The organism is Streptomyces sp. ITFR-16 (genome assembly GCF_031844705.1).
GTDB lineage: Bacteria > Actinomycetota > Actinomycetes > Streptomycetales > Streptomycetaceae > Streptomyces.
The window spans coordinates 3,999,997-4,024,117 of the sequence record NZ_CP134609.1 but is presented as its reverse complement, the minus strand read 5'-3'; the positions used below and the strand labels follow the sequence as shown (position 1 = coordinate 4,024,117).

Annotated in this window: 17 protein-coding genes and 1 riboswitch; of the genes, 8 read left to right on the top strand and 9 right to left on the bottom strand. The window is 70.9% G+C overall.

Going from position 1 to position 24,121, the window contains the following annotated elements:
- Positions 1 to 15 precede the first annotated feature (15 nt).
- Positions 16 to 1,344, bottom strand: a complete 1,329-nt coding sequence (locus RLT58_RS17735; RefSeq protein WP_311311357.1) for a YibE/F family protein — start codon at positions 1,342 to 1,344, stop codon at positions 16 to 18.
- A 70-nt stretch (positions 1,345 to 1,414) separates the two neighbouring features.
- Positions 1,415 to 1,548: riboswitch (TPP riboswitch) on the top strand.
- Here RLT58_RS17735 and thiC point away from each other — a divergent pair.
- Entirely contained in the window at positions 1,541 to 3,334 is a 1,794-nt protein-coding gene (gene thiC / locus RLT58_RS17730) for a phosphomethylpyrimidine synthase ThiC (RefSeq protein WP_311311356.1), read from the top strand. (Overlaps the previous riboswitch by 8 nt.)
- Positions 3,335 to 3,389: 55 nt before the next feature.
- Positions 3,390 to 4,484, top strand: a complete 1,095-nt coding sequence (locus tag RLT58_RS17725) for a hypothetical protein (protein WP_311311355.1) — start codon at positions 3,390 to 3,392, stop codon at positions 4,482 to 4,484.
- Between the two features lie 30 nt (positions 4,485 to 4,514).
- On the opposite strand, the gene RLT58_RS17720 is transcribed toward RLT58_RS17725, so the two are convergent.
- From RLT58_RS17720 to RLT58_RS17710, 3 genes are all read right to left on the bottom strand, one after another.
- Positions 4,515 to 5,330, bottom strand: coding sequence for a hypothetical protein (locus RLT58_RS17720; RefSeq protein WP_311311354.1), 816 nt, complete (start codon positions 5,328 to 5,330; stop codon positions 4,515 to 4,517).
- Between the two features lie 181 nt (positions 5,331 to 5,511).
- The gene (locus tag RLT58_RS17715) at positions 5,512 to 6,570 is read right to left on the bottom strand and encodes a metallophosphoesterase (RefSeq protein ID WP_311311353.1); all 1,059 of its coding nucleotides are present in this window, start codon (positions 6,568 to 6,570) and stop codon (positions 5,512 to 5,514) included.
- A gap of 173 nt (positions 6,571 to 6,743) precedes the next feature.
- Positions 6,744 to 7,856 carry a LacI family DNA-binding transcriptional regulator gene (locus tag RLT58_RS17710; RefSeq protein ID WP_219567042.1) on the bottom strand — a complete coding sequence of 371 codons (1,113 nt, stop codon included), beginning with the start codon at positions 7,854 to 7,856 and terminating at the stop codon, positions 6,744 to 6,746.
- 371 nt (positions 7,857 to 8,227) lie between these two features.
- Between RLT58_RS17710 and hisC the strand changes: the two genes are divergently transcribed.
- The 5 genes from hisC to RLT58_RS17685 all read left to right on the top strand — a co-directional run bounded on the left by hisC (position 8,228) and on the right by RLT58_RS17685 (position 17,465).
- Positions 8,228 to 9,310: a histidinol-phosphate transaminase gene (gene hisC / locus RLT58_RS17705; RefSeq protein ID WP_311311352.1), complete on the top strand. Its 1,083-nt coding sequence runs from the start codon at positions 8,228 to 8,230 to the stop codon at positions 9,308 to 9,310.
- A gap of 225 nt (positions 9,311 to 9,535) precedes the next feature.
- Complete coding sequence (locus RLT58_RS17700; protein WP_311311351.1) at positions 9,536 to 11,044, top strand: cytochrome ubiquinol oxidase subunit I; 1,509 nt, start codon at positions 9,536 to 9,538, stop codon at positions 11,042 to 11,044.
- An 18-nt stretch (positions 11,045 to 11,062) separates the two neighbouring features.
- On the top strand, positions 11,063 to 12,064 hold the full coding sequence (gene cydB / locus RLT58_RS17695; protein ID WP_311311350.1) for a cytochrome d ubiquinol oxidase subunit II: 1,002 nt from the start codon (positions 11,063 to 11,065) through the stop codon (positions 12,062 to 12,064).
- A 46-nt stretch (positions 12,065 to 12,110) separates the two neighbouring features.
- On the top strand, positions 12,111 to 15,623 hold the full coding sequence (cydD, locus tag RLT58_RS17690; protein WP_311311349.1) for a thiol reductant ABC exporter subunit CydD: 3,513 nt from the start codon (positions 12,111 to 12,113) through the stop codon (positions 15,621 to 15,623).
- Between the two features lie 69 nt (positions 15,624 to 15,692).
- Positions 15,693 to 17,465 carry a GAF domain-containing sensor histidine kinase gene (locus RLT58_RS17685; protein WP_311311348.1) on the top strand — a complete coding sequence of 591 codons (1,773 nt, stop codon included), beginning with the start codon at positions 15,693 to 15,695 and terminating at the stop codon, positions 17,463 to 17,465.
- A 26-nt stretch (positions 17,466 to 17,491) separates the two neighbouring features.
- On the opposite strand, the gene RLT58_RS17680 is transcribed toward RLT58_RS17685, so the two are convergent.
- On the bottom strand, positions 17,492 to 18,358 hold the full coding sequence (locus RLT58_RS17680; protein ID WP_311311347.1) for an HAD hydrolase family protein: 867 nt from the start codon (positions 18,356 to 18,358) through the stop codon (positions 17,492 to 17,494).
- A 276-nt stretch (positions 18,359 to 18,634) separates the two neighbouring features.
- Here RLT58_RS17680 and RLT58_RS17675 point away from each other — a divergent pair, with 276 nt between their 5' ends.
- The gene (locus RLT58_RS17675; protein ID WP_311311346.1) at positions 18,635 to 19,597 is read left to right on the top strand and encodes an LLM class flavin-dependent oxidoreductase; all 963 of its coding nucleotides are present in this window, start codon (positions 18,635 to 18,637) and stop codon (positions 19,595 to 19,597) included.
- Positions 19,598 to 19,639: 42 nt separating this feature from the next.
- Here the strand turns inward: RLT58_RS17675 and RLT58_RS17670 are convergent, their stop codons facing one another.
- The 4 genes from RLT58_RS17670 to RLT58_RS17655 form a co-directional block, all read right to left on the bottom strand.
- Positions 19,640 to 20,182 carry an RNA 2'-phosphotransferase gene (locus RLT58_RS17670; RefSeq protein WP_311311345.1) on the bottom strand — a complete coding sequence of 181 codons (543 nt, stop codon included), beginning with the start codon at positions 20,180 to 20,182 and terminating at the stop codon, positions 19,640 to 19,642.
- 147 nt (positions 20,183 to 20,329) lie between these two features.
- Positions 20,330 to 21,304, bottom strand: a complete 975-nt coding sequence (locus RLT58_RS17665) for a MerR family transcriptional regulator (protein ID WP_311311344.1) — start codon at positions 21,302 to 21,304, stop codon at positions 20,330 to 20,332.
- On the bottom strand, positions 21,301 to 23,073 hold the full coding sequence (locus RLT58_RS17660; protein WP_311314545.1) for an SDR family oxidoreductase: 1,773 nt from the start codon (positions 23,071 to 23,073) through the stop codon (positions 21,301 to 21,303). The genes RLT58_RS17665 and RLT58_RS17660 overlap by 4 nt, the downstream gene beginning before the upstream one ends.
- Before the next feature lie 5 nt (positions 23,074 to 23,078).
- A complete protein-coding gene (locus RLT58_RS17655; protein WP_311311343.1) occupies positions 23,079 to 23,930 on the bottom strand; it encodes a M24 family metallopeptidase in 852 nt (283 codons plus the stop codon).
- Positions 23,931 to 24,121 lie beyond the last annotated feature (191 nt).

Below are 24,121 nucleotides of genomic sequence, written 5' to 3'. Positions count from 1 at the left end.
GGCCGGTGCCGGTCACTACGTCGTCCGCCGGCGGCGTCCCCTGCCGCTCCGCACGGGTGCCGAAGCTCCGGCTTCCGCGCCGAGCCCCGTGCGGTCCGCGGAGACGACCAGCGCCGCGAGTGCCGTGGTCACCGGAACCGAGGCGACCAGCCCGATGGAACCGACCAGGGTGCGCACGATCTCCTCCGCCACCAGTTCGCTGTTGGCCACCGTTCCCACACTGCTCTGGGCGATCGAGAACAGCAGCAGGAGCGGGAGCGCGGCGCCCGCATAGGCGAGCACCAGGGTGTTGACCACGGAGGCGATGTGATCGCGTCCGATTCTGATCCCTGCCCGGTAGAGCTTCTTCGCATTCATCGTCGGGTCCGCCTGATGAAGTTCCCAGACCGCCGACGTCTGGGTGACCGTCACGTCGTCGAGCACCCCCAGGGAACCGATGATGACGCCGGCCAGCAGCAGGCCGCTCATGTCGAGGTGCGGATACAGGCCGTGGATGAGGCCGGTGTTGTCGTCGGTGTTCCCGCTCAGGCTCGCCCAGCCGATGAAGAGCGAGCCGAGCAGCCCGATCAGCAGCAGGGAGATCAGGGTGCCGATGACGGCGACCGAGGTGCGGGCCGTCAGCCCGTGGCAGATGTAGAGCGCGATCAGCATGATGGCGCCGGCCCCGACGACCGCCACGAGCAGCGGATTCGAGCCCTGCAGGATGGCCGGGAGGATGAACAGGGTCAGCACGGCGAACGACAGGGCGAGCGCCACCAGCGCCATGACCCCGCGCATCCTGCCCACGAGCACCACCGCCAGCGCGAAGATCCCGGCCAGCAGCACCAGGGGGAACTTCCGGTTCACGTCCGTCACGGAGTACTGCAGGTCATGGGGCGCGTCGGGGGCGTACGCGACGACCACCCCCTGCCCTTCCCGTAGTTGACGGGGCGCGTCCGGCTGCACGACCTCGACGAACCTGCGCCCCTTGTCCTCGCCGGTCGTGACCTCGACGGTGGCCTTCTCGCAGAGGGCGGCGCCGTCGGACGGTTCACCCGTGGGCGGTGTGCTCTCGCCGCTGACCGGCACCTGGGAGGCGTTCACGTCCTTGCAGTCGACCTTGTCGATGTTCACCACCCTGCCCTGCTGGGTCTGCCGGTCGAAGCCGACACCTGTGCGCTCGTGCGCCGGCGCACCACCGGGCCAGAGCACCACGAGCCCGACCACGACGGCGGCGGCGAACGGGATCAGGACCGCGGCGATCACCTTGCGCAGCCGGGAGGAGACGGGCGCGGCCGGGCCATGGCTGTGCGCGTGGCTGTGCTGATGGCCCTGCGGTTCGGGGGAGAGATGAGGTGACGTCACCGGCCGATCATCGCAAGAAGACAAGGGCCCTCTGTTCAGCCGGCCGACCGGGACGCTAGCGTGGTGGCACCTTTGCACACGCGGGAGCTCGGAGCACCGGGCTGAGAGGGCGCTGATCTCCGTACGTCCGTACGGGACAGGCTGCGCCGACCGCCGAACCTGTTACCGGGTAATGCCGGCGTAGGGAGTAGGTCTCATGACCACATCGGACACACGCACGCCTGCCTCCGATCAGAACGACGAGGCCGGGAAGTCCATCGGATGGCACAAGGGATACGTCCAGGGGTCGCGCCCCGACCTCCGGGTGCCGGTCCGTCAGGTGCACCTCACCAACGGCAAGGACGTGACGCTGTACGACACCTCGGGGCCGTACACCGATCCCGGGGTCGACACCGACGTCCGCCGCGGTCTCGCGCCCCTGCGGGAGAACTGGATCATCGCCCGCGGTGACACCGAGGAGTACGCGGGCCGCCCCGCCCGGCCCGAGGACGACGGGCTGAAGCACACCTCGCCGCGCGGCGGACTGCGCAATCTGGACGCCGTCTTCCCCGGCCGCCCGCGCCGGCCCAGGCGCAGCCGGGACGGCCGGCCCGTCACTCAGCTCGCGTACGCCCGACGGGGTGATATCACCCGGGAGATGGAGTACGTCGCCCTGCGGGAGAACGTCGCGCCCGAGGTGGTGCGCGAGGAGATCGCCGCCGGCCGGGCCGTGCTCCCGGCCAACGTCAACCACCCCGAGATCGAGCCGATGATCATCGGCAAGCGGTTCCTGGTGAAGGTGAACGCCAACATCGGCAACTCCGCGGTCACGTCCTCGATCGAGGAGGAGGTGGACAAGATGACGTGGGCGACCCGGTGGGGCGCCGACACCGTCATGGACCTGTCCACCGGCCGCAACATCCACACCACCCGTGAGTGGGTCCTTCGCAACTCCCCCGTGCCGATCGGCACCGTCCCCCTCTACCAGGCCCTGGAGAAGGTCGACGGCAGGGCGGAGGAGCTGACCTGGGAGATCTACCAGGACACCGTCATCGAGCAGGCCGAGCAGGGCGTCGACTACATGACGGTCCACGCCGGCGTGCGCCTGCCGTACGTGCCGCTGACGGCCCGCCGCAAGACCGGCATCGTCTCCCGGGGCGGCTCGATCATGGCGGCGTGGTGCCTCGCGCACCACAAGGAGTCTTTCCTGTACGAGCACTTCGAGGAGCTCTGCGAGATCCTCGCCGCGTACGACGTGACGTACTCGCTCGGCGACGGGCTGCGCCCCGGCTCGATCGCGGACGCCAACGACGAGGCCCAGTTCGCCGAACTGCGCACGCTCGGCGAACTGAACACGGTCGCCAAGCGGTTCGGGGTGCAGACGATGATCGAGGGCCCGGGCCATGTCCCGATGCACAAGATCAAGGAGAACATCGATCTCCAGCAGGAGATCTGCGAGGAGGCGCCGTTCTACACGCTCGGTCCGCTGACCACGGATGTCGCGCCGGCGTACGACCACATCACCTCGGGCATCGGGGCCGCGATGATCGCCTGGTGGGGGACGGCGATGCTCTGCTACGTCACGCCCAAGGAGCACCTCGGCCTGCCCAACCGGGACGATGTGAAGACCGGGGTCATCACGTACAAGATCGCCGCCCATGCCGCCGACCTCGCCAAGGGGCATCCGGGAGCGCAGGAATGGGACGACGCGCTGTCGGACGCCCGCTTCGAGTTCCGCTGGGAGGACCAGTTCAACCTGGCCCTCGACCCGGACACGGCACGGGAGTTCCACGACGAGACGCTTCCCGCCGAGCCGGCGAAGACGGCGCACTTCTGCTCGATGTGCGGGCCGAAGTTCTGCTCGATGAAGATCAGCAGGAGCATCACCGAGCAGTTCGCCCCTGACCTGGTTCCTTCCGCATCGGACGAGGAGATCGAGGCGGGGATGCTGGAGAAGTCCAAGGAGTTCGCGGCGAGCGGGAAGCGGGTGTACCTGCCGCTGGCCGACTGAACCCGGCAGTGCCGAGGGCCCCGGCAGCCGCTGCCGGGGCCCTACCCTGCCGGACATGAGCGGGAACGAAGTGATCAGTGGAGTCGTCGGCGCGGTTCTCGGGATGCTGGCCGCACAGCCCTTACGGAGAGGCTGGAGCGGACTGCGGACCCGCTTCCCCGGTGCGGCGCTCCGGGGCGGGCCGCAGGAGGAGGAGTCCGGGTCCGCGTGGACGACGTTCTCGCTCGGCCCCCTGCGCACCCCCGCGCTGATCGTCGAAGGGGACGGCGAGGCGTCCATACCCGCCGAGGCCGTCCGCGTCGAGGTGCTCGACGAGGCGGTCGAACTGCCCGAGGAGATGGCCCGCTGGCGCACCGAGACCGAGGAGGACGCTGCCAGGGCCCGTGCGGAGGGCCGCACACCGCCGTGGAACGGGCCCCGGTACGCCGTCGCGTCGCTCGACGTCTCGCGTACCGCGCTCGACGAGCGGCCCGAGGTCCGTCTGCGGCTGCGCCCGACGGACTACTACACCTTTCTCGCGGCCCAGCAGCTCGACCGGCGCCTGGACGACGGGACCACGCCCCGCTCGCGCTATCTCGACCCGGACGGTCCGCTCGGGGCGCCCGCGTTCCTGCAGTGCAGTTTCGGCGTCAACGTCGCCGTGGTGACCGCCGACGACCAGCTGGTCGTGACCCGGCGCAGCGACCGGGTCCGGATGGCGCCGGGCGCCTGGAACTCCTCCGTCAACGAGGGACTGGCCGGCCCCATGGACTCCGCCGGCGGGAGCGCCCCCGACCTCTACGACGTGGCCCGCCGGGGCATGCGCGAGGAGTTGTCCGTCGAGCCCGGCGAGTACACGCTCGAACTGCTCGCCTTCGTGCTGGACGTCGGTAGACAGCAGTGGGGCGCCCACTTCTGCGCCCGGCTGACGGAGCTGACCCGCGACGAGCTGCGGGCGCGGATGAGCCGGGGGGTCGCGGACCGCTGGGAGGCGCAGACCATCGACTACGTGCCCTTCCGCCCTGCAGACGTGATCAGGTACCTGCTGAGTCCCGGCCGCGTGGAGCGCTGGGCCCCGGTCGCGCCGTCGCTCTTCCATCTCGCGCTGGTGCGTGTGCACGGGCGTGCGCCGGTCGAGAGAGCGGTGGCGCGGATCGTGCGGAGCGGATGACGGCGGCGCGGGCCCGGACGGCGGCCCCAATCAGTCCAGTTCGTGTTCGGGGCCGCCGAAGTCGGGGCTGGAGAAGTCCGGGCTGCTGAAGCTCGGCCGGGGCGCGGCCGCCGGGCCCTCGTCGGGACCGGCGAAGTCCGGCCTGCTGTAGCCGATCTTCGGCATGCGGTTGGCCGGACGGTACGGCGGCCGCACGGCGGGGGCGGTGCCGGGGTCGGCCAGCGCGTCCCGCAGGAAGGGCAGGATGCCCCGTTCCAGCAGGGCGTCCTCCCAGGCGTCCCTGGCCCGGGCCACGTCGTCGGGCAGCTCCTCGCCGGAGTCCCGGGCCGCCAGCGAGGTCGAGCCGTTGCGCAGGGCGGCGAGCAGGAGGCCGACGGCGGCGACGAGGATGGCCGCTGCGGTGGCCGCCGCGAAGAACCAGCCCGCGCCGATCATCGTCCTCGCGAACGCCGGGGGCGGGTCGAGCATCTTCAGGATGTAGCCGACCAGCAGGAAGATGACCGCCGCGGTGCCGGCCAGCACCGGTGCCAGGACCGTGACCACGGCTCCTATGCCGGCGCCGGATTCGGGCAGTTCGTCCGCCCCGGTCGCCCGGGCGCCGCGGTCCTGGACGGTGGCGCGCAGCTCGTCGCGGGCCTTCACGTAGTGCTCGTACTCGACGGCGGCCGCGGCGGTGATCAGCGCGACGGCGGCCATGGCCATGGTGCGCAGCTGGACCGGGTTGAGCCGTTCGCCGATGGCGGCCAGGTCCGGTCGTTCGTGGGCGTGACGCAGTGCGTCGTCGAGGATCCGCTCGTATGCGGGCCGGTCCTCGGTCAGCAGGTGCGGAGCGCTGTTCATGTGCATCCCCCGATGCTCCGTAGGGCCTGTATGCCCGCTGGGACCGGGCAGTTGGGCGGAAACGGAGGAGAGCCTGCTACTGATACGCCGATGGTAGAGCGCCCACGGCACGGGGTGACAGGGGGTTTCCGGAAATAGGCCCAGTGGTCGGCGTGGTCAGGTCAGGATGCGTCTTCCCCGGCGAACGTCAGACATGCAGCGGAAGTTGGACGACCAGTAGCTTTCCGGCCATGGTCACTCCGCCGTCCATGGCGATCGCGAGCCCGTCCGCGTACACATGGGGACCGTCGACCACGGGCCCGGCGCTGTCCTCGCCGTCCTCGGATCCGACCTCGCCGAGCAGATACGGAATGGGGCTGTGACCATGGACGACGCGCCGGCCGCCGTAGGCCGCCATCAGCTCCTGGACGGCCTGCGGACCCGACTCGTCGCGGAAGGCGAACCGCTTGGTGAGCTTGCGGAACAGGTCCCAGCACTCGTCGGCGTCGTTCCGCGTGAGAATGGCGTGCACCGTGTCGTTGACGTCCTCGATGGTGGAGCCGTAGTCGAGGTAGGCCGTCGTGTCCGAGTGCATCAGCAGATGCCCGTCCTCCTCGACGACCGCGTCGAGGCGGGACATCCACTGGAGGTGGACGTCCTGGAGGCGCTCCATGTCCGTCTTCTGGCCGCCGTTGAGCAGCCAGGCGGCCTGGAAGGTGGCGGTGCCTGCGCCGGAGTTCACCGGGGTGTCGCCGAACCGCTTGGCGCCGATGAGCAGCAGCTCGTGGTTGCCCATCAGGGCCTTGCAGTAGCCGCCGGCGGCTGCGGCCTCGGCGGACAGCCGCATCACGAGGTCGATGACGCCGATGCCGTCGGGGCCCCGGTCGGTGAAGTCGCCGAGGAACCAGAGGCGCGCGTTGCCCGCGGACCAGTTGCCCTCGGCGTCGATCAGGCCCTGTTCGGCGAGGGCGGCTACGAGCTCGTCCAGATAGCCGTGGACATCGCCGACGACGTACAGCGGGCCGGGGCCCGAGCCCGGGTCGGGCCGCGGCTCGGGCGCGGTCTGCGGCCGGTCGGGGCCGTCGATGGTGATGACGGGAAGATCGCGGGCCGTCGGGGTGTACCCCTCCAGCACCTCGCCCGCCGGGAAGGTGCTTCCCGGCAGCGGTGAAGCGGGCGGCGCAGGGGACTGCGCATAGGGCGGTACGCGGAAGTCGCGCAACGTCGCCGTCCGCACCACGGGTTCCTGACCGGCCCCCTGTGTCATCGACCCCTCCACCACCGTCGCGCCGTCGTACACCTGACGGGCCCTGCTGGTCGGGGTGGTCCGCGGTGTCGTGCGCCCATCATAGGAATGCGGATCGTGCTCTGTGACGCACCAGGGGTCGTGAATCCGTACGCATCCCAGGTTCATCGGTCGATTGGTCCCAATTGGGCTGATCAATCCCCTGCCGGAGAGCGCGGCGCGCTGACCGTGGTGCGGGGCGGACGGCGTTGCGAGGACGTCCGGACGATGAGTTCCGTCGGTATCACCTGTTCCACCGGGCCGTCCTGGTCGACGCCTTCGATGGCGTCGATGAGCAGTTGGACGACTGCCGTGCCGATTCTGCGCGGCTTGAGCGAGAGCGTGGTGATGGGTGGCTCGGTCGTCGCGTAGACGGTGGATTCGCTGCAGCAGACCAGTAAGAGGTCCTCGGGGACGCGCAGACCGTACCGGCGGGCGGCCGCGAGCAGATCCGTGCCGTTGGGGTCGAAGAGCCCGTAGACGGCGTCCGGGCGGTCCGGGCGGGCCAGCAGCCGGTCGGCGGCCACCGCGCCCGCGCACGGGTCGTGGGCGGGGTAGGACTCGTACACCGGGTCCTGGCCCACGCGCTCGCACCAGTGGAGGTAGGCGGTGGTGGAGAGCCGGGTGTACGTGTCGGTGGTGGTGCCGGTCAGCAGCCCGATACGGCGGGCCCCGGCGGCGGCGAGATGGTCGAGGAGGTCGAGCACGGCGGCCCGGTGGTCGTTGTCGACCCAGGCGGTGACCGGAAGGGTTCCGGCCGGCCGGCCGTCGGAGACGACGGGCAGGCCCTGGCGTACGAGTTCCGTGACGACCGGGTCCTGGTCGGAGGGGTCGATGACGACGGTGCCGTCGAGCGCGACATTCGACCAGACGTCGTGGCGTGAGGTGGCGGGCAGGATGACGAGGGCATAGCCGCGGGCGAGCGCGGCGGAGGTGGCCGCTCTGGCCATCTCGGCGAAGTACGCGAATTCTGTGAAGGTGAAAGGTTCATCCCCGTACGTCGTCACGGTCAGGCCGATCAGGCCGGACTTGCCGGTACGGAGCGTTCGGGCCGCGGCGGAAGGGCGGTAGCCCAGGCGCTCTGCGACCTCGCGGACATGGCGGCGAGTGGCGTCCGGGAGCCTGCCCTTGCCGTTGAGCGCGTCGGAGACGGTCGTGATGGAGACCCCGGCGGCGGCGGCCACATCCCGGATTCCTGCTCGTCCCTGCCTGCCGCCGCGCCGGGGGGTCTCCGTCCGGCTCACCTGGTGCTTCCCTGCTGCTGTCATGGCGAGCCGATAGTAGGGCTCGGGCAGGTACTTGGGCCGGTCGCATATGCACCCATTGACAGGCACGTTTCTGCATGATCATTAAGCCTCAAATGCCTTGTGAAGCAAGGGGGTTAGGGGCCAGAACCGTCATGTGTCATGCGCCGGGCCGGATGGGCCTGGCGTAAGGGCCATGTCTCGAAGAGGTCTCAACTCACCTCTTCGAGGGACGCGCGCCACGGCGCGTGCCACCGGCGCGCGCCAGAGCGGTGAGCGCTCCCCCTCATTCCGGGGCCCACCGGACGAATCATCGGTCCGGCCATTCGCAGTGGCGGCCAATCCTCATAAGGTGAGCAGTATTGATGTGTACGGACGGTCGAGGAGGACCTGCGGTGAGCGAGACGAGCCCCAAGCTGCGCGCCGAGCTGGACGGCGTTCCCGCCTATGTGCCGGGCAGGCCGGCCGCGGCGGCGGACGGACCGGCCGCGTTCAAGCTGTCCTCCAACGAGAATCCGTATCCCCCGCTGCCGGGGGTGATGGACTCCGCGCTGGCTGCGGCGGCGCACTTCAACCGCTACCCGGACATGGCCTGCACCGGCCTGATGAACGAGCTGTCCGAGCGTTTCGGTGTGCCCGTCTCGCATCTGGCCACCGGCACCGGCTCGGTCGGGGTGGCGCAGCAGCTGCTGCAGGCCACCTCGGGCCCGGGCGACGAGGTGATCTATGCCTGGCGCTCCTTCGAGGCGTACCCGATCATCACGCAGGTCAGCGGCGCGACCTCGGTGAAGGTGCCGCTGACCGACGGCGAGGTGCACGACCTGGACGCGATGGCGGACGCGATCACCGACCGCACCCGGCTGATCTTCGTCTGCAACCCGAACAACCCGACCGGCACCGTGGTGCGCCGGGCGGAGCTGGAACGGTTCCTCGACCGGGTGCCGGGGGACGTCCTCGTGGTGCTCGACGAGGCGTACAAGGAGTTCATCCGTGACACCGAGGTGCCCGACGGCATCGAGATCTACCGGGACCGGCCCAATGTGGCGGTGCTGCGGACCTTCTCCAAGGCCTACGGGCTCGCGGGGCTGCGGGTCGGCTTCGCGGTGGCCCACGAGCCGGTGGCGGCGGCGCTGCGCAAGACGGCGGTGCCGTTCGGTGTGAGCCAGCTCGCCCAGGACGCGGCCGTGGCCTCGCTCCGTGCCGAGGACGAACTCCTGGGCCGGGTGGGGTCCCTGGTGTGCGAGCGGCAGCGGGTGCAGGAGACGCTGCTGCGCCAGGGCTGGACGGTGCCGGAGTCCCAGGCCAACTTCGTCTGGCTGCGGCTGGGGGACCGTACCGCCGACTTCGCCGCGGTCTGCGAGAAGGCCGGTGTGGTGGTCAGGCCGTTCGCGGGCGAGGGCGTGCGGGTCACGATCGGTGAGGACGAGGCGAACGACCTGTTCCTGAAGGTGACGGAGTCCTACCGCAGGGAGCTGTAGCCCCCGGGAAGGCCTGCCGGGCCCCGTACCTCGTCCGCGAGGTACGGGGCCCGTTCGCATGCCCGCGCCGGGAGGGGTACCCCGCCGTGGATCCCGAAAGTCTGTGCGCCATAATTGCTTGTGAATGTGAACGCGTTCACAAGCGTGTCCTGCTTCATCCCGTGATCCGTCGGATTTAAAGGACAAACTGCCGGTGCAACGACGGCGACGTAAGGAGAAGACGACGTGGAGCTAGCTCTGGCGCCGGAGACCCTGGCGCGATGGCAGTTCGGAACGACCACCGTCTACCACTTCCTCTTCGTTCCCCTGACGATCTCTCTCGCCGCGCTCACCGCCGGCCTGCAGACCGCCTGGGTGCGGACGGACAACGAGAAGTACCTCAGGGCCACCAAGTTCTGGGGAAAACTCTTCCTGATCAACATCGCCATGGGTGTCGTCACCGGCATCGTGCAGGAGTTCCAGTTCGGCATGAACTGGTCCGACTACTCGCGGTTCGTCGGTGACATCTTCGGCGCACCCCTCGCGTTCGAGGCGCTGATTGCCTTCTTCTTCGAGTCCACCTTCATCGGGCTGTGGATCTTCGGCTGGGACAAGCTGCCGAAGAAGATCCACCTCGCCTGCATCTGGATGGTCTCGATCGGCACCATCCTCTCCGCCTACTTCATCCTGGCGGCCAACTCCTGGATGCAGCACCCGGTCGGCTACCGGATCAACAAGGACCGCGGGCGCGCCGAGCTCACCGACTTCTGGCATGTGCTGACCCAGAACACCGCGCTCACCCAGTTCTTCCACACCATCACGGCGGCCTTCCTGGTCGGCGGCGCGTTCATGGTCGGCATCGCTGCCTTCCACCTGGCCCGCAAGAAGCACATCCCGGTGATGCGGACCTCGCTGCGGCTGGGGCTGATCACCGTGGTGGTCGCCGGTCTGCTCACGGCCATCAGCGGGGACCAGCTCGGCAAGGTCATGTTCAAGCAGCAGCCGATGAAGATGGCGGCGGCCGAGGCGCTGTGGGACGGACAGAACTCCGCACCCTTCTCGATCTTCGCGTACGGCGATGTCAGCAAGGGCCACAACTCCGTCGAGATCTCGATCCCCGGGATACTGTCCTTCCTCGCCGACGACGACTTCCACTCGTACGTCCCCGGCATCAACGACATCAACAAGGCCGAGCAGGAGCGCTTCGGGCCCGGCGACTACCGCCCCAACATCCCCGTGGCCTTCTGGAGCTTCCGGTGGATGATCGGCTTCGGCATGGCGTCCTTCGCCCTCGGAATCCTCGGACTGTGGCTCACCCGGAAGAAGTTCATGCTGCCACCGGGGATGCGCACCGGTGAGGACGAAGTGCCGCACCTGGTCCTGTTCAAGAACAAGGCGCTGAGCCCCAGGATCGCCCGGTGGTACTGGATCGTCGCCCTGTGGACCCTGCTCTTCCCGCTGATCGCCAACTCCTGGGGCTGGATCTTCACCGAGATGGGCCGCCAGCCCTGGGTCGTGTACGGGGTGCTGCAGACCCGCGACGCGGTCTCCCCCGGCGTCTCGCAGGGCGAGGTGCTCACCTCGCTGATCCTGTTCACGCTGCTCTACGCGGCGCTCGCCGTGATCGAGGTCAAGCTGCTCGTGAAGTACATCAAGGCCGGGCCTCCGGAGCTCACGGACGACGACCTGAACCCGCCCACCCGGATCGGCGGCGACCGTGACGACGCCGACCGGCCCATGGCCTTCTCCTACTGAGAGCACAGGAGCCGAGAGATGGAACTTCACGACGTCTGGTTCGTGCTCATCGCCGTCCTCTGGGCCGGCTACTTCTTCCTGGAGGGATTCGACTTCGGCATCGGGGTCCTCACCAAGCTGCTGGCCCGTGACCGCACGGAACGGCGGGTCCTGATCAATACGATCGGGCCCGTCTGGGACGGCAACGAGGTCTGGCTGCTCACCGCCGGCGGAGCGACCTTCGCCGCGTTCCCCGAGTGGTACGCCACGCTGTTCTCCGGCTTCTATCTGCCGCTGCTGATCATCCTGCTCTGCCTGATCGTGCGGGGGGTTGCCTTCGAGTACCGGGCGAAGCGGCCCGAGGAGAAGTGGCAGACCAACTGGGAGAACGCGATCTTCTGGACCTCGCTGATCCCCGCCCTGCTCTGGGGCGTGGCCTTCGGGAACATCGTGCGCGGCGTGAAGATCGACGCCGACATGGAGTACGTGGGGAACTTCTGGGACCTGCTCAACCCGTACGCGATCCTCGGCGGGCTGGTCACGCTCTCCCTGTTCACCTTCCACGGTGCGGTGTTCGCCGGTCTGAAAACGGCCGGGGACATCCGGGTCAGGGCGCGCAGGCTCGCCCTGAAGCTGGGCGCGGCCGGTGCGGTGCTCGCGCTCGGCTTCCTGATCTGGACCCAGGTGGCCCACGGCGACGGCTGGAGCCTGATCGCGATGATCATCGCCGCGGTGGCGCTGGTCGCCGCGATCGGTGCCATCGCGGCGGGGCGCGAGGGCTGGTCCTTCGCCTTCTCCGGCGTGACGATCGCGGCCGCGGTCGCCATGTTGTTCCTGACGCTCTTCCCGAACGTCATGCCGTCGTCGCTGAACGACGACTGGAGCCTCACGGTCACCAACGCCTCGTCCAGCCCGTACACGCTGAAGATCATGACCTGGTGTGCCGGGATCGCCACTCCGGTCGTGCTGCTCTACCAGGGCTGGACGTACTGGGTGTTCCGCAAGCGCATCGGTACCCAGCACATCGCCGACGCGCACTGAACGCAGTGAGTGCCTTGACCGAGCCGAGCCCCCTGGGGTGTTTCACGTGAAACCGATCGATCCGCGTCTGCTCCGCCACGCCCGTGCCACCCGCCTCTTCCTGGTCGCCGTGGTGGTACTCGGACTGGCCGGGGCGGCGCTGGTCATCGCCCAGGCCATGCTCGTGGCCGAGGTGGTGGTGGGCGGTTTCGAGGACGGGCTCACCGCATCGGGGCTGCGCACCCCGCTCCTGCTGCTCGCCGGGGTCGCGCTCGGCCGGGCCCTGGTGTCCTGGCTCACCGAGCTGGCCGCCTACCGGGCCGGCGCGGCCGTCAAGTCCGAGCTGCGCCGACGGCTGCTCGACCGGGCGGCGGCGCTGGGCCCCGACTGGCTGAGCGGACAGCGCACCGGCTCGCTGGTCACCCTGGCCACCCGGGGGATCGACGCACTCGACGACTACTTCGCGCGCTACCTGCCACAGCTCGGCCTCGCGGTGGTGGTGCCGGTGGCCGTCCTCGCCAGGGTCGTCACCGAGGACTGGATCTCCGCGGCGATCATCGTCGTGACCCTGCCCCTCATCCCTCTCTTCATGATCCTGATCGGCTGGGCGACCCAGTCACGGATGGACCGTCAGTGGCTGCTGCTCTCACGGCTCTCGGGGCACTTCCTGGACGTCGTCGCCGGACTGCCGACGCTGAAGGTCTTCGGCCGGGCCAAGGCCCAGGCCGAGTCCATCCGCACCATCACCTCGCAGTACCGGCGCGCCACCCTGCGCACCCTGCGTATCGCCTTCCTGTCGTCGTTCGCTCTGGAACTCCTGGCGACGCTCTCGGTGGCGCTGGTCGCCGTCACCATCGGCATGCGGCTGGTGCACGGCGAACTCGACCTCTACACCGGACTGGTGGTGCTGATCCTCGCGCCCGAGGCCTATCTGCCGATCCGGCAGGTGGGGGCGCAGTACCACGCCGCCGCCGAAGGGATCGCGGCGGCGGAGGAGATCTTCGCCGTCCTGGAGACCGAGCCGCGCACGGCCGGTACGCGGGAGGTGCCCGCGTCGCTGCGGCTGGAGCTGGACGGGGTGACCGTCCGGCACACGGGGCGCGCCGAGCCCTCGCTCGCGGCGGCCTCGCTCGTGGTGGACGAGGGGGAGACCGTGGCCCTCGTCGGCCCGAGCGGCGTCGGCAAGTCCACCCTGCTGAACGTGGTGCTCGGCTTCGCCGCACCCGACGAGGGGCGGGTGAGCGTCGGCGGGACCGACCTGGCCGACCTCTCCCCCGCACGCTGGCGCGAGCAGATCGCCTGGGTGCCGCAGCACCCCCATCTCTTCGCGGGCACCATCGCGGAGAACGTCCGGCTGGCCCGGCCCGCCGCGGACGACAGCGCCGTGACGGCGGCGCTGCGGGACGCGGGGGCGTACGACTTCGTGGCACAACTGCCGGACCGCGAGCGCACTCACCTCGGTGAGGACGGCGCCGGGCTCTCCGCCGGGCAGCGCCAGCGCCTCGCGCTCGCCCGCGCCTTCCTCGCCGACCGGCCTCTGCTGCTGCTCGACGAACCGACCGCGAGCCTGGACGGCGAGACGGAGGCGGGCATCGTCGAGGCGGTACGGAGACTGGCCGCAGGCCGGACCGTGCTGCTCGTGGTGCACCGGCCGGCGCTGCTGGCGGTCGCCGACCGGGTGGTGACCCTGGCCCCGGCGGACGGACCCGCCGGGGAGGCGGCGGCCGTCATGGTGCCGCGCCCGGCCGTCGCACCCGACGACACCCCCCGCACCGAGGAGGTGCACGAGCCGGAGGTGCTGCGGGACACCCCGGCCCGGACCGGCCATGTGCTCGCCCGGGTCAGGGAGGCGGCAGGGGCCCAGCGCGGCCGGCTGGCGCTCGCCCTGCTGCTGGGCAGCCTCGCGCTGGGCTCGGCCGTCGGGCTGATGGCGGTCTCCGGCTGGCTGATCTCCCGGGCGTCCGAGCAGCCCCCGGTGCTCTATCTGATGGTCGCGGTCACGGCGACCCGCGCCTTCGGCATCGGACGGGCGGTCTTCCGCTATGCCGAGCGCCTCGTCTCGCACGACGCGGTACTCAGGATGCTCGCCGAGCTGCGGGTGGCCGTCTACCGCAGCCTGGAGCGCATCGCGCCGGCCGGGCTGCGCCGGACCCGGCGGGGGGATCTGCTCTCGCGGCTGGTCGCGGATGTGGACGCGTTGCAGGACTACTGGCTGCGGTGGCTGCTGCCCGCCGGAACCGCGCTCGTCGTGGGGGCCGCCACCATCGGGTTCACCGCCTGGCTGCTGCCCGGGGCGGGCCTGGTGCTGGCCGCCGGGCTGCTGCTGGCCGGAGTGGGCGTTCCGCTCGTCAGCGGCGCCGGCGCCCGGCACACGGAACAGCGGCTGGCGCCCGCACGGGCCGAGCTGGCTACCCGGATCACCGATCTGCTCGGCGGGACCGCCGAACTGACCGTCGCTGGCGCCCTGCCGGGGCGCTCGGCACGGACCCGCGAGGCCGACGGCGTGCTGACCAAGATCGCCGCCCACGCGGCCACCGCGACCGCGCTCGGCGGCGGCCTCACCGCCCTGATCGGCGGTCTCACCGTGGTCGCCGCCGCACTCGTCGCCCTGCCCGCCGTGGCCGACGGCCGGCTGGCCGGCGTGGAACTCGCCGTCGTCGTCCTCACCCCGCTGGCCGCCTTCGAAGCGGTGACCGGCCTGCCGCTCGCCGTCCAGTACCGCGGGCGGGTCAAGCGGAGCGCCGAGCGCGTGTACGAGGTGCTGGACGCCCCGGTGCCGGTCCAGGAGCCCGCCGCCCCGGCCGAGGCGCCCGCGACTGCCTTCCCGCTGGAGGTGAGGGGGCTCTCGGCCCGATACGCGGGAGCCGCGCACGACGCGCTGGACTCCGTGGACCTCGCACTGGAGGCGGGGCGCCGGATCGCGGTGGTGGGCCCGTCCGGTTCCGGGAAGACCACCCTCGCCCAGGTCCTGCTCCGCTTCCTGGACGCGCGGGCGGGGACGTACCGCATCGGCGGGGTCGAGGCGGCCGCGCTGGAGAGCGACACGGTCCGCCGGTTCGTCGGGCTGTGCGCCCAGGACGCCCACATCTTCGACAGCTCCATCCGGGAGAACCTGCGGCTGGCCCGGACCGGCGCGAGCGACGCCGATCTGCGTGACGCCCTCGCCAGGGCCCGGCTGCTCGACTGGGCCGAGGGGCTGCCGGACGGCCTGGACACGCTGGTCGGCGAGCACGGCGCCCGCCTCTCGGGCGGTCAGCGCCAACGGCTCGCGCTGGCCCGGGCGCTGCTCGCGGACTTTCCCGTCCTCGTGCTGGACGAGCCGGCCGAGCACCTCGACCTCCCGACCGCCGACGCCCTGACCACGGACCTGCTGGCGGCCACCCGGGGGCGTGCGACGGTACTGATCACCCATCGGCTCGCCGGGCTGGAAGCCGTCGACGAGGTGGTGGTCCTGGAGGCCGGCCGGGTCGTGCAGCGCGGTCCGTACGCCGCGCTCGCCTCGGTGGACGGGCCGCTGAGCCGGATGCTCGCGCGGGAACGGGAGAGTGCGGGGGCCCCGGCCCTGGGCGCACAGGTCTGAGGCGGTCCGTCGCTCCCGGCCCACCAATCTCGACTTTCCGCAACAAAAGGTACTTACTACTCTCTGGGTATGTCAGAGCCTGCCCGGAAGCATCCGAAGGACGAGACTCCGAAGGACGAGCCGCGGCGCCCGACGACGTCCCCCGGCACCCCGGCGGACGCGCTCGACGCGGCGACGGAGGCGACGCGCAGCCTGCGGGGCCTGTCCACCGAACTCACCGCCAGGGTGCCGCGGCTGCTGGAGGCCATGCGCTCCGTCGGCACAGGGCTCGAACTGCACTCCACGCTCGACCGGATCTGCGAGACGGCCGCCGAACTGGCCCACTCCCGGTATGCCGCGATCGGTGTCGTGGACGCGGAGGGCAAGGGGCTCTCCGACTTCGTCACCTACGGCGTCCCGGACTCCGTGGCGCGCGAGATCGGCCGCCGCCCGGACGGCCACCGGGGACTGCTCGGCGCCCTCATCCACGACCCGCGCCCCGTGCGGCTCGCCGATCTCACGGCCGATCCCAGATTCGCCGGATTCCCGCCGGGCCACCCCCCGATGCGCACGTTCCTCGGGGTACCGATCAGGGTCCAGGGCGAGATCTTCGGCAATCTGTATCTGGCCGGGAAGGACGGCGGGGGCGAGTTCAACGACTACGACCTGCACCTGGTGCGGGTGCTGGCCACCGAGGCCGGGATCGCGATCGGCAACGCCCGGCTGTACGAGGCGGCCCGGCAGCGCGAACGGTGGATCGACGGCTCGGTCGCCGTCACCACCGCACTGCTCTCCGGCGGGGACGCCGACGACGCGCTCTCGGTCGTCGCCGAGCAGGCCCGCAGGCTCGCCGGTTCCGCAGCCGGGATCGTGCTGCTGCCGGCCGAGGGCGGCGGCCTGGAGATCGTCGCCGTGTCCGCCGACGACCCGACGGCCTCGCTGGGGGTGATCATCCCGGCACAGAGCCCGGTGGTGGGGATGCTGCTGGGCGGTGAGGCGGTCTTCGTCGACGACTCGGCCACCGACTCCCGCATGATCACGAGGCTGGCGGACCGGTTCGGCCCGAGCATGCTGCTCCCGCTGCACAGCGGGGGCCGGGTGCTCGGCGCGCTCGCCACCCCGCGGGCCCGGGGCGGCAGGCCGTTCACGGAGACGGAGCGGACCCTGGCCACGCAGTTCGCCTCGCAGGCCGCGCTGGCGCTGATGATGGCCGAGGCGCAGCGGGACCGGGAACGGCTGGCGGTGTACGAGGACCGCGACCGGATCGCCCGGGACCTGCACGACCTGGTCATCCAACGGCTGTTCGCCACCGGAATGATGCTGGAGAGCGCCCAGCGCCGCTCGGAGGTGCCGGAGGTGCAGACCGGGGTGGGCCGGGCGGTCGACGAGCTGGACGTGACGATCCAGGAGATCCGTACCGCGATCTTCGCGCTCCAGCAGGAGCCGGCCGAGGCTCCGTCCGGTCTGCGCACCCGGGTCCTGCGCGAGATCAACATGGTGGCGGTCCCGCTGGGCTTCAAACCGTCCCACCGCTTCGTCGGTGCGATCGACTCGCTGGTCGGGGAGCTGACGGGCAAGAACCTGATCGCGGCGCTGCGGGAGGCGTTGTCCAACGCCTTCCGGCACGCGGGCGCGGCCCGTATCGAGGTGGTCGTGGACGCGACGGCCACGCTCCCCGACGGGCGGGACGCGGTACGCCTCTCGGTCGCCGACGACGGGGTGGGCATCCCGGCGGGCGGCCGGCGCAGCGGGCTGCGGAACCTGGCCCGCCGGGCGGAGTCGCTCGGCGGGGCCAGCTGGTTCGGTCCCGGCATCGGGGAGGACGGAGGCGGAACGACGGTGGTGTGGCAGGCGCCGCTCTGACCGCCCGGTGCCCGGGGTCCGCCGGCTCAGTACCCGGCGAGGGGCCGGGCGCGCTCGGCGAGGATCCGTTCGATGACGACGGCGACCCCGTCCTCGTTGTTCGTGACCGTACGTCCGGAGGCAGCCGCGAAGGCGGCCGGGTGGGCGTTGCCCATCGCGTACGAGGTGCCCGCCCAGCTCAGCATCTCCACGTCGTTCGGCATGTCACCGAAGGCGACCACCTCGGCGGCGGTGATGCCGCGCTCGGCGCAGCACAGCTCCAGCGTGCTGGCCTTGGAGACGCCCGCGCCGCTGACCTCCAGGAGGGCGGTGGGGCTGGAGCGGGTGATGCAGGCTCGGTCACCGGCGGCCGTGCGGGCCAGGGTGAGGAAGTCGTCCGGGTCGAGCGCGCCGTGGCGGGCGAGGAGCTTCAGCACCGGCGCACCGGCGCCCGCCGTCTCCTCGTGGAGCAGCTTCTCCGCGACGGCCACGGTGGCACCCGGGTCGAGGTGGAAGGGCGGATAGGCGGGCTCGTAGTGGATGCCGGTGGCCAGTTCGACGGCGAACGAGGTGCCGGGGGCGGCGGCGCGCAGCGTGCGCACGACGTCGACGGCGGTCGGCCGCTCCAGGGCCCGGATCTTCAGCAGGGCGCCGCCGGCGTGCAGATCGGCGACGGCGGCCCCGTTGGCGCAGATCGCCAGCCCGTGGCCGTGGACGTGGTCGCTGACGACGTCCATCCAGCGGGCCGGGCGGCCGGTGACGAAGAAGACCTCGATGCCCGCCTCCTCGGCGGCGGCGAGCGCGGCGACCGTACGGTCCGACACGGTCTTGTCGTCGCGCAGGAGGGTGCCGTCCAGATCGGTGGCGATCAGCCGGGGAGCGACAGGAACGGGCGGTTCGTTAGACGAGGTCACGGCCCCATTCTCCCGTACAGGGGTGCACGGGCGTGCGCAGGGGCGCACATCTGAGTGCGCGCGCCGCTGAGCTGGGGAACATTCCTCCGGCATATGCCGACGGATTCGGGGTCGCCCCGCGGTCCCCGCCCGGCCCGCCGGCCGCCGGGCCGCCCCCGTCACGGCCCCCTCGACGCCCCCGCCCGGCTCCTGTGACGCACCTCTTCAACTCTGCTGCCGTCCGGGATATTTGGGGGGAAAGGTGTGGTGCATCCATACCGCCGTAAACTCTGGTCCATGAGCACCACGCCGCGCCTCAGTACCGTGATCCTGCCCGTCCGCCCCTGGAACGAGGGCGGGCGCTCCGCCTGGCAGCGCGCCGAGGAGCTGGGGCTGCACGCCGCGTACACCTACGACCACCTCGCCTGGCGGGCGTTCCGCGACGGGCCGTGGTTCGGGGCGCTGCCCACGCTGACGGCGGCCGCCTGCGTCACCTCGCGGCTGCGCCTGGGCACGCTGGTGACCTCGCCGAACTTCCGGCACCCGGTCACCCTCGCCAAGGAGCTGATCTCACTCGACGACATCTCCGGCGGCCGCGTCACGCTGGGGATCGGGGCCGGTGGGAACGGCTTCGACGCCTCGACCCTCCTGCGGAGCGACGAGGAGCCGTGGACCCCGCGTCTGCGTGCCGACCACTTCGGCGAGTTCGTCCCGCTGCTGGACGGGCTGCTGCGTGAGCCGGCGGGAATGACGTACGAGGGCACGTTCTACTCGGCCACCGAGGCGCGGAACCTTCCGGGGTGCGTCCAGCGGCCGCGTCTGCCGTTCGCCGTCGCCGCCACCGGGCCGCGCGGGTTCGGGGTCGCCGCCCGGTACGGGCAGGCCTGGGTGACCACGGGGGACCCGAAGCTGTACGAGGCGGGTAGCCCGGCGGAGTCGCTCGAAGCGCTCCGGGGGCAGATGGCCAGGCTGGGCCGGGCCTGCGCCGAGAACGACCGGGACGTGGACGAGCTGGACAAGATCCTGCTCACCGGCTTCACGCCCGACTTCAACCCGGACCTCGCCGGGGGCCGGAGCCGTCCGTTCGACTCCGTGGACGCGTTCGTGGACTTCGTGGGCCGGCATGCGGAGCTGGGATTCACGGAGATCGTGATCCATGCCCCGGTGCCCGCCGACGGTCCGGAGTTCGCCGCCGCGGTGGCGGACGAGAAGCTCTTCGAGGAGATCGTGACACAGGCTCCCGCGCAGCTCGCCGGCTAGCGGGCAGCCCTGTGGAGGGGTGCTGAGCCGCGCCTTCCCGGGTCAGCCGGGCAGTCGCAGGAACGCGGGGGGTACGGCCGCGGTGAGCCAGACCCCGTTGGCGCTGACGCAGAACGTGTGGCCCGCGCGGTGCATCGCCCCGGCGTCCACGGACAGGACGACGGGCCGGCCGCGCCGGGCCCCGACACGGGTCGCCGTCTCACGGTCGGTCGAGAGATGGACATGGGTCCGGTTCATCGGACGCAGCCCCTCGGCGCGGATCGCTTCCAGGGACCGGCCCACCGTGCCGTGGTAGAGGTACGCAGGCGGCTCGGCCGGGGGCAGGTCCAGATCCACGTCGACGGAGTGTCCCTGGCTCGCCCGGATGCGGTCGCCGTCGATCGCGAAGCGCTGCTTGTCGTTGGAGGCGACGACCTGATCGAGCTCGGCGCGGGTGAGCGGGAAATGATGGCGGGCCGTCGCCTCAAGGAGCTCGGCGATCGGCACCCAGCCGTGGGCGTCGAGCGCGAGCCCGATCCGCTCGGGCTGATGCCGCAGGTGTTTCGAGAGGTACTTGGACACCTTGACGGTGCGTCTTTCGTCCATCCGTCCAGCGTGCTCCGGGTGCTCCGTCGGCGCATCCGGATTTTGCTCAGGATTCATCCGGGCATTTTTCGCTCACAGGTTTGATCCACAGCCAACTCCAGTTATCCACAGGCAATTTGATGATTCTGTGGACAACGAGCTTGTGAATTAACCCTTTTGATCAAGTTCTTTACGATAACGGTCTGATGAGGCAAGTGTGTCCAATGTCCTTGTCTGCACCTCGCGTTCGGCGGCAGCCGCGATGAACGCGCCCGTGTTCTCGCGGCCAACCAGCCGTTGCACCGCCGCGATTGTGCCGAACGGCAGGGCGACCGAGACCGGAGGCGGGGTGGCCGACTCCGGTGTGAACGGGCCTTCGGTCGCGAGATGGTGCTCCAGATGGCGAGTGGCGAACGTCCGCATCGCCCGCGCCAGTTCGGCATCGACCGTCTGCTGGGCGAGCGGCCGGAGCCGCCGCACCATTGAGGCCGCCTCGGCCGCGTCCGCGTCGGTGGGCGGCCGATGCCCCAGATAGCGCGCGAAGACGTGCTCGGTGGTGAACTCCAGGAACCGGGAAGCTATCTGCTCGACCTGACCGCGAAGTTCCCTGAGATGACCGGAGATTGCGGACAGGGGCACGCCCGCCGCGTACAACTCGACCGCCACCGCCAGCTCTTGCGGGCTCGGCACCAGGAATTCGTCCGTGCTCCCGGGGATCCGTTCGAGCACACCGAGGTCCACCGCCTCGGCAACAGCCTGCTCGTCGGAGGTGCCGCCGAACTTCTGGTTCAGCTCGGCTCGGGTGATCCGGTCGGCACGCTCGTCGGTCCACGGCCCGTGCACCTCCGCGACCAGTCCGAGGACCCCGCCGAGCCCGCGTCCCGTGTCCCACGCCTCCAGCAACTCCTTGATGCTGGCCAGGGTGTAGCCCCGGTCGAGCAGGTCCGCGATCTGCCGGAGCCGGGCGAGATGGGTGTCCCGGTACACATTGGCGCGGCCCCGGCGCTCCGGGGTCGGCAGCAGTCCGCGGTCCTGGTAGGCGCGGATCGTCCGGACCGTGGCCCCGCTGGCGTGCGCCAGGTCCTCGATCCGGTACTCCGCCGCCGCCCGCCCGGCTACGGGTGACGGCCCCGTACCGCTCACAGCGGCGGCTTCAGCCGGGCGACCCCGCGCAGCACGCCCGGACTGAGCCGGGACAGGAAGCGCGCCGCATGGGACTCCGGCGTCACCGGGACCACGGCCTGGTTGCGCACCACCGCCCTGAGGATCGCCTCGGCGACCTTCTCCGGCGGATAGTTGCGGACGCCGTACAGCTTGCTGGTCCTCTTCTGGAGCCGCTTCTCCTCCGCCGCGTCCGCCCCGGCGAAACGCGTGGTCGCGGTGATGTTCGTGTTGACGATGCCGGGGCAGATCGCGCTGACCCCGATCGACTTCTCGGCCAGCTCGGCACGCAGGCATTCGCTGAGCATCAGCACGGCGGCCTTCGACGTGCTGTACGCGGGCAGTGCACGGGACGGCTGATAGGCGGCGGCGGAGGCGGTGTTGACGATATGGCCGCCCTGGCCGCGCTCGGCCATCTGCTTGCCGAAGAGCCGGCAGCCGTGGATGACCCCCCAGAGATTGACGTCGAGGACGTTCTTCCAGTCCTCGGAGCTGGTCTCCAGGAACGAGCCGGAGAGCCCGATACCGGCGTTGTTGACCAGCACGTCGACCACGCCGTACTCGGTGGCGACCTTCTCGGCGAGCTTCTCCATGGCCTGCTCGTCGCTGACGTCGACCGTCTCCGCCCAGGCGGCGGGGGCACCGATCAGCCGGGCCAGTTCCGCCGTCCTCGCGGCCCCCTCCGCATCCCGGTCGACGGCCACCACACGCGCCCCCGCCTCGGCGAAGGCGAACACCGTGGCCCGGCCGATGCCCCCGGCGGCGCCCGTCACCAGGACCAGCTGTCCGCCGAACCGCTCGGCATGGGCCCCCTTCGGCGCGGTGTCGTGCACCGGGACGCCGCCCTGCCGTGCCGACTCGGCCGAAGCGGCGAACTCGGCTATCCAGGAAGCCAGCTGGTCCGGCCTGGTGCGCGGCACCCAGTGCTTGGCCGGCAGCGAGCGCCGGGTCAGCTGGGGGACCCAGGCGTCGAGTTCGTCGTAGAGCTGTTCCGAGAGGAAGATGTCGCCGGTCGGTGTGATCAGCTGGACCGGCACATGCGCGAAGGCGTCGGCGCGCGGCCTGCGCAGCCGGGAGCGGACGTTGTCACGGTAGAGCCAGGCGCCGCGCGCCGCGTCGTCGGGCAGTGACGGCGTCGGGTAGTCGCCCCGGGGCACCTTCTCCAGACGCTCCAGGATTCCCGGCCACCGCTTGCCGAGCGGGCCGCGCCAGGCGAGCTCCGGCAGCACCGGGGTGTGCAGCATGTAGACGTACCAGGACTTGGCGCCCTGGCCCAGGAGCTGGCCCACCCGGCGCGGAGTGGGCCGGGACATCCGCCGCTTGATCCAGTGGCCGAAGTGGTCCAGGGACGGGCCGGACATCGACGTGAACGAGGCGATCCGGCCCTCGGTGCGGCTGACCGTCGCGAACTCCCAGGACTGCACCGAACCCCAGTCGTGACCGACCAGGTGCACCGGACGGTCCGGGCTCACGGCGTCGGCGACCGCGAGGAAGTCGTCGGTCAGCTTCTCCAGCGTGAAGCCGCCGCGCAGCGGCACGGGCGCCGTCGACCTGCCGTGCCCGCGCACGTCGTACAGCACGACATGCCACTCCTCGGCGAGCTGCTCCGCGACCTCGGTCCAGACCTCCTTGCTGTCCGGATACCCGTGGACGAGCAGGATGGTCGGGCGCGTCACGTCCCCCAGCTCGACGACGCACAGGTCGATACCGCCCGTGGACACCCGGCGCTCGCGCGCCCCCGGCAGATTCAGCAGACTCACGCCGCCACCCTTTCCTCGGCCCAGCGCCGCACATGCGGCAGATCGTCGTCCAGCCAGAAGGCACTCTGCTCGGGGTCCCGGGAGTCGGTGACCACCAGGATCTCCTCGAACTTGGCGCCCGTGCCCCGGAATCCGAGATGGGGCTCGACCGCCCACAGGCCCGGCTGCGGGGGGTGGTCGGAGAAGCGGTACGGACTCCACAGCGGCGACCAGCCCTCCCGGTGGCCGTGCACCGCGTCGCTCAGGAGGCCCTTGAGCGACTGCGTACCGAAGCCGAACACGTGGGGCGACCAACGCCGTTCGGCGACGCGGTCGACCTTGTGGGCGATGACGCCGAAGGGGTAGGCGCGGTGCCGGTTGGCGTAGCCCTGCCTGATCATCAGGCGTTCGACGTCCTCGTAGATCTCGCGCAGCGGGCGCCGCTCGCGCACCTCGCTCAGGATCAGGGCCCGGTGGGCCTCCAGATCGGCGAGCAGCCGGTCGTGCAGCGGATTGAGCCCGAGGCAGCCCGAGTATCCGATGTCCGCGGTGAATCCCTTGTACACCGGGGCCATGTCGAGGATGAACGGCATCCCCGGCTCCAGCCTGCGGTCCGTCGGGAAGAACTGCAGCGGCACCTTGAACCCGGTGAACGCCGTGCGGTCCCCGAACCAGGCGAACGGGAGATGAAACCAGTCCCGCACCCCGCGCTCGCGCAGCCACTCGCGCTGCATCCGGGCGGCCTCCCGCTCCGTCACACCCGGCTTCAGCCGGGCGGCGACCGCCTCCGCGCAGGCGTAGGCGAGGCGTTGCACCTCTCTGAACCCCTTGAGCTCAGAGGCCCGTTCGTCCTTCACTCGCGAGGCCATGCCACCGTCCGTTCCCTGCCGTGTGCGGTACGTGCCCGTAACGTGACACTGATGAATGTGACAATGTCCGGCGGCTACGTCAAGGGGTGTGCGTGACCTGTGGAAAACGGAGCGCCCCGTCTGTGGAGAACTCCGGGACGGCTGCGGCACCGCGCCGCCCGGGCCGCGGTACTCCTCGGTGGGGGCCCCTT